We start from the raw sequence: 10,545 nt of genomic DNA on the forward strand, positions 1-10,545 counted from the left end.
AATGTTAGTTTTCAGTTACGGCGAGGCGAGGCGCTGGGTTTAGTCGGTGCTAATGGTGCAGGGAAAAGTACACTACTTCGCATTATCAGTGGTTTAATTAAACCCGATTCGGGTTCGGTAAGAGTTAGAGGTAGGGTAGCACCCCTAATTGCCCTTGGTGCAGGATTTAATCCGATTCTAACCGGACGAGAAAATATTTATGCCAATATGTCAATTTTGGGGTTATCAACTCAAGAAATTAAGGAAAAATTTGATGATGTTGTAGAATTTGCCGAGATTCAGGATGCTATTGATGCACCTGTGCAAACCTATAGTTCAGGTATGGCAGCACGATTAGGGTTTGCCTGCGCTATTCATATTGAACCTGAGATTTTATTAATTGACGAAGTACTAGCGGTTGGTGATATTCAATTTAAAATGAAGTGCCATCATCGCTTGGCACAATTGCAAGAAAATGGAACGGCTTTCATCCTTGTTTCTCATAATCCATATAATATTTTAAATGTTTGCGAATCGGCTATTTATTTAAAACGAGGTAATCTTATCCGTAGCGATGAAGCTGAAGTCGTAATTCAGCACTATGAAGCTGATCTTTGTTTAGCCGGAACGAGTCCAGCGTCAGGTTTAATTGTGTTACCCGAAAAGTCAGAAACTGAAAGTCTGGGACTGGATATTATATCGATTTGTTTTAAAAGTGAGCAGGGTCAGCTTTTGGAAACGCTAAAAACAGGTGAGCCTGCTTATTTATGCCTTACCTGCAACGCTTCTCGGTTTCTAGATAATCTGAATGTGGGTATCGTAATTACATCCTTATCGGGTGGCGATCAACGGGTATTATCAATTACCTCAGATCTTGATAATGAGTGTTTAGAAATTTATCCTGGCAAGGTTGAAATTCACATGCAAATGCCTTATTGTGGTTTAATACCTGGCAAATACAATTCTAAAATTTATATAAGAAGAGGGGTGATGTCTCTGGACAAATATAAATCTTTTCGATTTGCCGTAGAACCCAGTAAAACAACAAGCCGATGTTTATTTTATCAACCGAGAACTTGGCAAATCATCCAAAATGAAAGCGTGAAAAGTAGCCTCATTTAAATAATTGAACTGAGACTGACTCTGTTAGCAGAGCGAGTTTCACACCAATGTCGATTTACACAAACCCACCGATCATGACTATGAGCAGGAGCAACCCCTGTATCTCCATTATTATTCCTACCTATAACCGACCTCATCTCTTGCCTCGTGCTGTAAAGAGTGCCTTAGAACAAACCATCGATGATTTGGAAGTGATTGTCGTCGATGATGGTTCATCTGAGCCTGTTGTTCTACCGGAATATCCCCGACTGCGGATTATCCGGCAGTCGGTTAATCGGGGTACAGCCGCTGCCCGCAATGCTGGGGCAAAAGCCGCTCGCGGAAGCTACATCACCTACTTGGATGATGACGACCAACTGTTACCCCAGATGGCAGAAGTTTCACTCACAGCCCTTGCCAATACAACGCTTCCTCAACCCGTGGCGGTGCTGTCTGGTTTGGAGGTAGTGGATCTCAATGGCAACGTGACTCAGAGGCGGATTCCGCCGACACTACCACGCGGAAAGCATTTTTTCCTCGAAGAAATTGAGCCAGAGCAATCCTTTCTCTCGAAGCAAACTTTAATGGTGGAGCGTGAGTTGCTATTAGGGATTGGTGGATATGACGAATCATTTAGCTCTCGCGTTCATACTGAAATCTTCCTAAGACTTAATCCAGTCTGCTCAATCCTCGGTCTGCCGATTGTCACCTATCAAATGTTCGTACACGAGGGTTCGCGTATTTCTCGCGATCCGTCGCTGCGTCAAGCCAGTTTTAATCAACTGCTCCGTAAGCATGGTGCAATTTTTAAGGCGCACCCAAAGATGTTTGCTGATTTTGTCTACAAACACGCCCTTAAGTCCTACGAGCTGAATCAAAAACGGGCAGCGTTCTTGAGCGTATTATTAGCGCTGCGGATTCATCCAACTTATACCCTCAGTCAAATTACTGAGTCCTTTTGGCACAGCCTAAGCGAATCTACCGGGCGAATGTTAACAGAACCGTTGAAGAGCAATTAAACTTGTCTAAACGTAAAAGCCAATTCCACTCAATCCAATTGTTAGGAGACTGTAAAAATGGAAACTGTACGTACAAGCGAACCACAAGTCACAGTGGTTGTTACCCCACGAGAGCGTTTCAGCTATACTCGTGAATCCCTGGAGAGCATTTATGACTATACAGAAATTCCCTTTAACTTGGTTTATGTCGATGGGGGTTCGCCTCAGCATATCCAGCAATATTTGGCAAATAAAGCACAGGAGAAGGATTTTCAACTGATTCGAGTCAATCGCTACCTGTCGCCTAACCAATCCAGAAATTTAGGATTGCGTCAGGTCAAGACAAAGTATGTTGTTTTCATCGACAATGATGTTGTTGTCACGCCCGGTTGGCTGAAGGGATTAGTCGAATGTGCTAATGAGACAGGAGCAGCAGTGGTTGGACCTGTAATCTGCATTGGCACGCCGATTCATGATATGATCCATAATCCTGGTGGAAGCATCTCGATCAAGGAGGAGCAGGTTGGCGAGGAGCAAATACAGCGTTTTCACCACAAATGCCATTTTAAAAGACGAGTGAATGATGTGCGCGATCGCCTCCAACGAGCAGAGTGTGACTACGTAGAGTTTCACTGTATGTTGGCTCGCACTGACATCTTTGAAAAGACGGGTCCCCTTGATGAAGGTTTGCTCAGCACTCGTGAACACCTCGATTTTTGCATGCTGGTGGCTCGTGCTGGAGGCAAAATTTATGCAGAGCGACAGGTGATTGTGACCTATGTTCCCGGACCGCCTGTACAATGGTCTGACCTGGGCTTCTTTATGCTGCGCTGGAGTGATGCTTGGGATTTAGCCAGTCTGGAACATTTTCGAGAAAAGTGGGACTTGACTGAAGATCATTACTTCCAAAGCCGATATAAAAAGCTAGGATTCCGGCGACATAAAGCCTATGTCAAACCTCTAGCCAAAAGCCTTCTGTTTGGACAGCGCAGTCTGACATTAGAAAAAATTCTCATCCGTCTCGATAGAATGGTGAACCGTTATGTCAGCGATCGCTATGCCCGAAGCCAACGTCAGAGCGCTCCCACTCAAGACTTAGAGATGCAACCGTTTCCAGCAAGTACTAATCCTTCTAAGTAGGGTTTGCTGAATAAGTATTGTGGTGAGGGTAGGCAACAGGGAATAGTTTTCTCATAACGCCCTGCCCTTAAATGGTGCTTACCCAAAACCACAAAACCATACTGTTGTGCCAATAGCTAAAATTAATACCAATCCCCAAACGATCAATAAAACTAGGGAAAGTTTACCTAAAGCCGGATTATCGGCAGCCTCTTGACGAAGAGTAAAGGGGAGAAAGTTGAGGTGATTCAAATGGTCTAAATATGGTCTCTTATCCGGATTACTATTGACACAAAACTTAGACAATGAGCCGTTGCTCAAACAAACAATATTAATCAAACGCTGACCGATGCGGAATTCAAGTCGAGACCCTGGCATTCCTACTTTAGCTTGATAAATTTCTAAGTTCATCGGCATTGCCACCGACGCAATTTGAAATAGAATCGCTAAGGTGAGGATTGCCCGTAGTAGCCACAGTTTTATCCCTTTAGCCGATAGAAGATGCTGGATAAACAGACCTGTAAGGGGAATGAGTAACAGGTGAACAGACGTCAGATGATACCTTGCCCCCCAAGCATTATCCCCATGCCAAAAACTGAGACGACTGGTGAGAATGATATGAATACCTAAGTTGAGGATTCCGGTCACCAGATACCACTGTAGATAAGGAGAAAGTCGCCGCCAAAATCTAATCGCTAACATCAAGCCCGGTAGGAATAATGGATCATTGATAAAAAAACTTTTGGCAGGCGAAAAAAACACGCCCCAGAGTCCAGGATATCGATTGCTAGAAAACTCATCAGGCATAACAATTTTAGCTGCATTCGATGAATTTGCTTTGGGGTTGATTTGATGCAACAGTAAGCTTTGTCCATGGGTTAAAAAGTTACCATAGCGAATATAATCCAATAGACGTCCGAGGAAAGCTAAGGGAATAAAACCGACAATCCACAATCCGATGACTTTGAGAACTTTGCGCGTATGCCGATTTTGATAAGCAGCACAGCCGAATAAGAACAAGACTACGGTGAACGCATGAATAGCACTGGTCACCCGGATCAGCATAGCCGCCCCCAGTGATAATCCACTCCAGATCAGAAAACGAGGGTTTTGGCGCAGTATAAAAGCCAGTGCATTAGCGTAACCGAGAGTAACAAATAGCAGGACTTGATTATTCTGATGATGAACTTGAGAATAATGCAAAACTGTTGTCCCCAGTAACCAAGCAATACTCGCTAAACCCGCGATTCGTTCTTCAAAGTTAAACAGTCTAAGCAACCAGAAACAGGAGACGACAACTGCTACATTTAAAGGGATAAAAATTAACAAACTGACAACTAAAGCTCGAAAATCCTGTACGGGTAATATCGGGAACCATTGATGAAGCTGAGTTCCTACCCAGTCACCCGGAAGCATCAGCATAGACTGTCCCGGTTCATAGGCGATGTAACGCTTACCCCCAACGCCGACGACTCCTAAACGGATGTCAGTTCGTCCTCTAGGTTTATAATCGGGAACAACTTGTACTTCTTCGGTTCCTGTCCACCAACTATGAGCCATCTGCAACCTGAGTTCTGTATCCAAGACACCCAATGTTCCTGAATTGATGACGGTAATCCATAAAAAGGCAATCAACGTTATCTTTGAAATCGTTTTCATGTAGCTTCCTGGTTACCTGTTGCATGGTTGATGGTTCATGGTTCAAATTTTTGGGGAGATAGTGCCAAACAGCATGTGATTAACGCTATAACTTGATTAGCGATCGCTTCGCCGCCGTCTGGCTGAGAATTGTTTCCCTGTGTGTCTTTCTCCTGGCAACCTTCCTGAACTTATTGTATTACAATATACAAGCCAAATTGAAGTACAATATACGATATACCAAACTATATACTAAGTAGGTGGACACAATTAAAGTTAACGGTTGAGATTAGGGAACTGCTTAACAGGGAATAGGAAACGGTAAGGGTTTGAGGACGATTTACTTGCATTTAATACAGTACCGTGAGTAGCATTGACATTGGCTCATCTTCGGTGGAAAGAGAATCAAACTCATCAAAAACCTTGCACCGCTATCAGGAAAAATATACCCTGGCTCCCCCATCTCCCCCAGCTTCAAGAGCTTCAATATCTCCCCCTCACCACAGCACTTATTCCGCAACCCCTAAATAAGTATGTCCTGTAGGGGCGAGTCGCTGGATTATCTTGCATGGGGAAGCCTATTAATTTGATCGACTCGCCCTCATCGGTCATCTGGAAGCCTATAATAATGTGGCACTAGCAATAAAATTGCTACAGTCCACGCGGTCTAATAACGTACCTTTTGGGCGTAAAATAGATGAAAATGAGAAATAGCGACGATCGCGCTGATTAGGACAGAGGTACTGAATGCTTTATTTTATGATCACTTGGCTATTTCTGATTGGTGTTTGTTTCTCAATTGGCACAGCCATTGTGAATTGGTTGAAAGCCGATCACATTGATCGCAGAGGCGATCGCTTCATCACCGCCGTCTGGCTGGGAATCATTGTCCTGTGTATCTCCCTGCTGGCAACCTCCCTGATTTTACCATTATCTAGCGCCGTTGGTTTAGTCCTTGCCCTTGGTTTAGTCGCCTTATCTCTCCTGTCTCAGTCAACCCGGAGTGAATTGGCTGCACTCCGCTCAATTCTTTCTCCCAGCCTTATCGTTGGATTTATTACCTTAGAATTAATTATTGCCGCTTTTACCAGTCAAAAAATAGTCTGGTTTGACACCGGACTCTATCACTTTGGTTCTATCCGTTGGATGTCTCAATTTGGCGCGGTTAATGGGTTAGCGCTAATCAATGGTAAGTTTGGCTTTACCTCCTCTTGGTTTGCTCTGGCTGCACCACTTACATCTCCAATTTTTGGCAGTCGAGTCAGTGCAATTACCAATGGTTTTGTCTTCCTTATCGCTATTTTACAATCTCTAATTACCCTGAATCAAATAGTCAGCCGGAAAGGACGCTTATCGGACTGGTTTTTATTGATATTTTCCGCGATCGCCATTCTTGTTTATACAGGAACCGCGTTTACGGGTTCACCAATACTAATCTCATTTTCTCCTGATGTAACCGTAGCCTTTCTGATTGGCGTGACAGCCTGGTCAATTCTAGTTATTTCCCACAGCGCTCAGTCTTCTTTACGGGATACTGATGCCAAAACGCCTCTTTTAGATGCCAAAACCATTCCCCTAATTCTATCAGCCGGAGCCGTAACCGTTAAGCTTTCGGCGCTACCTCTGCTCCCCATAGGATTTCTTTTTTATCTGATGGGTAATCAGTTGAAACTAAAAATTAAGCGGCTATTGACAGGCAGTGCTATTACTCTATTAATCCTATCACCCATAGTTTTATATAGCCTGACCACATCCGGATGCCCCCTGTATCCTTCAACCTTTATGTGCCTCGATCTGCCTTGGTCAGTTCCCATCGAAGAAGCCATAAAGGAAACTAAGCCCATCAAGTTTTGGTGGGTATTTTCGGATTCAGATGAGTCGGGATTAACAGCTATAGCTTTAGGTGTTTGGCGATGGCTAAAAGGTTCGATTAAATCCCAAATAATGGCGTTGATCACAATTTTTGTTATTGTTTTCTCTATCCCTATATTCCGACAATTTAAAAAACACCTCAAATTAGGAACTGCCTGGATAGTATTATTGGGATTACTCGGCATTACATTTATTCTGCTCCAAAGTCCTTTACTCCGGTTTGGCTTGGGCTATTTTCTGCTTATTCCGGCTTTATTTGGGGCAATATGTGGTCAAAGTATGTTTGAAAAAATCCCCTCTAAGTTGACCCAGCCGCTGTTTCGATTCACTCATACCCTAAAACAACATCAAACAATCCTGTTGACTTCCTTATTTTTACTTGGTTTGACTACTGTTAGTCTGATTCAGGATAATGCTCAATCGCGGTTGATTTTACCTCCTCCCTTACCCAGTGTTAATCTAGTATCTGACCAAGTAAATGATGTTACCTATGTCTATCCAGCCAACTTTACAATCCGATGTTGGGCATCTCCGTTACCCTGTTCAGCCGTACCGATTAAAAATATCAGGCTTCGCGACCCATCACAAGGAATTGGTGCTGGGTTTGTGTCTGTCAAATAAGTACCTGGACATCAATTTTGTACGCTGTACTAAGAAACGTTAACAAGCCTCAAACCCTTACTGTTGCCTGTTGCCTGTTGCCTGTTCCCTAATCTCAACCGTTAACTTTAATTTTGTCCGACTACTTATGGCGACTTATCAAGACCGAGAAGCGTTTATTCCCTATCGCCGCAGCGACTTAATCGAACTGTGCCTAGACGATGGACAGTTGCCTAATGATAAGGTGCAACAGTTTCGGGATTTCTGTACCCTACTTTCCGCCTATTATCATTTTAAGTTTCATGCTTATTTGGAGCGGTTAAAGGATAATTATGATCCGTTCAACCCTGATGCGTTCAACCCTGATGCAAATAGTCAATCCAGGATTGAACTCCCTCCCGATAAGTTAGCCGAACGCGAGGCGAAGGTGGTTACCGATTTTCAGACGATTCTCGAACGAGCCAATTATGTTCCCCTCTCTCCGAATGGTTTACAACGCGCCTTTAAAGAAAGGTCTTTAATTCAACTAAAAACTGATGTTAATTTTGCTGAATTTGATCAACTTGTCTGCTACTGTCGCGGGGATTATGAAAAAACGATTCAAATTAAAAAATTCTTGAAGAAAAAAGATAAAAAAATCGATCTTTTTGAACGGGTCGTTTTATTGATTAAATTCAAAGATGCCGATTATTTTCAAAGCCAAGGCGATCAACTAGATTCTCTTCAGTTCACACCAGGAAAGATGTATCTCTATTTTTATAAGAATATCCCTAAATTTGACTTAGAACTCCTCTTTCCCAATATTAAAATTAGCATGACCTGGAAAGACCGTCTCTTTTTAATCGTTCCGGCTGTTGGTGCCGCTGTTCCAGTCATCCTGAGAGTTCTGCCTAAACTTTTAGTAGTTATTGGGGCTATTTTATTTTTTACGATGGGACCCTCGGTTCTGGAGATGATTCAAGCAAGTGAAGAGGAGGTGCGTGATATTATGCCCGTCCTCGTTGCTGTGTTATCGTTACTGGTGACATTAGGAGGTTTTGCCTATAAGCAGTATAGCAGTTATAAGAGTAAGCAGATTAAATTCCGCCAAACTGTGACCGAAACCCTGTTTTTTAAGAATATGGCAAATAATGCCAGCGTGTTTCATGCTTTAATTGATGCGGCGGAAGAGGAGGAATGTAAAGAAATCATTCTGGTTTATTACCATCTGTTAACTAGCCCTAAGCCCCTAACCCCAGCAGAGTTGGATAACCGAATTGAAACCTGGATGGATGAGAAGTTTGGTACAAAGATTGATTTTGATATCAATGGTCCGATTCATAATTTAGAGGAGATTCGCGGTAAATTGGTGCAAGATGGCAAAGATATGGCAAGTCTCCCGGAAATTCCGTTATTGACGAAAGATAAGCAAGGATGTTGTCAGGTTCTGCCTTTAGATGATGCTAAACGATTAATTGATTACATTTGGGATCATATCTTTCTTTATACCTGAATCATTAAGCGCTTCGCTTGGAGAACAGGAAACAGGCAATAGTGCGCCGAATACCAAGTCAGCCTTCACCCCCAGCCCCTCTCCATCCCCTGACAGGTGTAGGTTTTTTATTTAAGGGTGGAGACTAGACTTGGGGACAAGGAAGGAAAGAAGACAAGGGGGAAAATAAGCTGTCATACATTTAAATTGGGTATTAGTATTAGTAGCGAGCAAGATGCAAAGCCTTTTACCAGGAGGAAGAATTTCAGGGTGCGATCGCGTCGTTTCGTCGGAGTCGGGAATTTGCACCCAACCAGGCTCAAGTTTACACGAATTTAGGCAAAGCCCTAACTGATCAAGGACAATTAGCAGCCAAATTCAATCGCACTTGACCCAGAAGTCGCCTAGGTCTTTGCTCTCGACACCAAACTAGAAGCCGACGAGCAAGCCTCTCAGGAGGTCTACTCCGACATTGAGATAGATTCCAAAATGGACAGTAGGCGACTAAAGTCGAAATGAGTTCATTCCTCTCCGGTCTAAAGCTTGCCCTCGAGCGAAGCGAAGGGACACGGAGTTCCCTGCGACGGAGGTATTATTATGAGAAAGGATTGGCAGATCCAGCGTACAGCTTGATGCTGGATTCAACCACATTTGTACGTTATCTTCCTATATTCTGACGTCTAAATACAGTTCAACATAGCGCCTTATGCAATCACTCACCACTCAGTCTGCATCCGACCCAACCCTGGACGCTGCGAAACATGGCTTACCTGTCACGATTATTACCGGATTTCTCGGCAGTGGCAAAACGACGCTGCTTAATCATATCTTGAGCAACCAAGAAGGTGTCAAGACTGCCGTTTTAGTCAATGAGTTTGGCGAAATCGGCATTGATAATGAACTTATTGTCACCACCGGAGATGACATGGTGGAACTGAGTAATGGTTGTATTTGCTGCACCATTAATGAAGATTTAGTTAATGCCGTTTACAAGGTACTGGAACGGGACGACAAGGTGGATTACTTGGTGGTGGAAACCACAGGATTAGCTGATCCCCTACCCGTCGCCCTCACGTTTCTAGGAACCGAACTGCGAGACATGACTCGCCTCGATTCAATTGTTACCGTGGTAGACTGTGAGAATTTTAGTTTAGATCTATTCAATAGCGAAGCGGCATATAGCCAAATTGCTTACGGTGATATTATTCTGCTGAATAAAATCGACTTAGTTGATGAGGCAGATGTAGACGCCTTAGAGGTAAGAATTCGCGAAATTAAAGAAGGGGCGAGGATTATTCGCACCACTCAATCCCAAGTGCCATTACCACTGATTTTAAGTGTAGGATTGTTTGAGTCGGCTCGGTATTTTGATGAGTCATCGGATCATGACCATGAGGATCACCATGATCATGAACATCACCATGACCACGATTGCGATCATGATCATCACGATCATGAGCATCACCACGATCATGATCACTCTCATCACTTAGAAAATGATGGATTTACCTCGATTTCCTTCCAGAGTGATAAACCCTTCAACATCCGGAAGTTTCAATATTTCTTAGACAATCAACTGACAACGAATATTTTTCGAGCTAAGGGAATTCTCTGGTTTGATGAGAGTCCAAACCGCCACATTTTCCACCTCAGTGGTAAGCGGTTTAATATCGAAGATGATCAGTGGAAAGGTGACAAGAAAAATCAATTGGTGCTAATTGGTCAAGATTTAGACCATGATAAGTTGTACAAGCAACTTGAGAATTG

Annotated in this window: 7 protein-coding genes and 1 pseudogene; 7 read left to right on the forward strand and 1 reads right to left on the reverse strand. The window is 43.3% G+C overall.

The features are described 5' to 3' along the window. From ACLFWI_RS18885 to ACLFWI_RS18895, 3 genes are all read left to right on the forward strand, one after another. On the forward strand, positions 1 to 1,101 hold a 1,101-nt coding region (locus tag ACLFWI_RS18885), incomplete at its 5' end, for an ABC transporter ATP-binding protein (RefSeq protein ID WP_446414189.1). A 74-nt stretch (positions 1,102 to 1,175) separates the two neighbouring features. Further along, positions 1,176 to 2,099, forward strand: coding sequence for a glycosyltransferase family 2 protein (locus tag ACLFWI_RS18890; protein ID WP_446414190.1), 924 nt, complete (start codon positions 1,176 to 1,178; stop codon positions 2,097 to 2,099). 57 nt (positions 2,100 to 2,156) lie between these two features. Continuing rightward, positions 2,157 to 3,218, forward strand: coding sequence for a glycosyltransferase family 2 protein (locus ACLFWI_RS18895; RefSeq protein ID WP_446414191.1), 1,062 nt, complete (start codon positions 2,157 to 2,159; stop codon positions 3,216 to 3,218). A 78-nt stretch (positions 3,219 to 3,296) separates the two neighbouring features. On the opposite strand, the gene ACLFWI_RS18900 is transcribed toward ACLFWI_RS18895, so the two are convergent. Then, complete coding sequence (locus tag ACLFWI_RS18900; RefSeq protein WP_446414192.1) at positions 3,297 to 4,856, reverse strand: hypothetical protein; 1,560 nt, start codon at positions 4,854 to 4,856, stop codon at positions 3,297 to 3,299. 726 nt (positions 4,857 to 5,582) lie between these two features. Here ACLFWI_RS18900 and ACLFWI_RS18905 point away from each other — a divergent pair. From ACLFWI_RS18905 to ACLFWI_RS18920, 4 genes and pseudogenes are all read left to right on the forward strand, one after another. Further along, entirely contained in the window at positions 5,583 to 7,328 is a 1,746-nt protein-coding gene (locus ACLFWI_RS18905; protein WP_446414193.1) for an LIC_10190 family membrane protein, read from the forward strand. 127 nt (positions 7,329 to 7,455) lie between these two features. After that, positions 7,456 to 8,799, forward strand: coding sequence for a TMEM143 family protein (locus ACLFWI_RS18910; protein ID WP_446414194.1), 1,344 nt, complete (start codon positions 7,456 to 7,458; stop codon positions 8,797 to 8,799). A gap of 230 nt (positions 8,800 to 9,029) precedes the next feature. Continuing rightward, positions 9,030 to 9,170, forward strand: a pseudogene (locus ACLFWI_RS18915) (hypothetical protein); the annotation flags it as partial. A 314-nt stretch (positions 9,171 to 9,484) separates the two neighbouring features. Further along, positions 9,485 to 10,545: CobW family GTP-binding protein (locus tag ACLFWI_RS18920; RefSeq protein WP_446414195.1), on the forward strand; the 1,061-nt coding region annotated here is incomplete at its 3' end.

It is taken from the genome of Coleofasciculus sp. (assembly GCF_046539235.1).
Lineage (GTDB): Bacteria > Cyanobacteriota > Cyanobacteriia > Cyanobacteriales > Coleofasciculaceae > Coleofasciculus.

Bases quoted from the DNA above. Each gene is read 5' to 3' on its own strand.
- ACLFWI_RS18890 (WP_446414190.1), top strand. From the start codon at position 1,176: ATGACTATGAGCAGGAGCAACCCCTGTATCTCCATTATTATTCCTACC.
- ACLFWI_RS18895 (WP_446414191.1), top strand. From the start codon at position 2,157: ATGGAAACTGTACGTACAAGCGAACCACAAGTCACAGTGGTTGTTACC.
- ACLFWI_RS18900 (WP_446414192.1), bottom strand. From the start codon at position 4,856: ATGAAAACGATTTCAAAGATAACGTTGATTGCCTTTTTATGGATTACC.
- ACLFWI_RS18905 (WP_446414193.1), top strand. From the start codon at position 5,583: ATGCTTTATTTTATGATCACTTGGCTATTTCTGATTGGTGTTTGTTTC.
- ACLFWI_RS18910 (WP_446414194.1), top strand. From the start codon at position 7,456: ATGGCGACTTATCAAGACCGAGAAGCGTTTATTCCCTATCGCCGCAGC.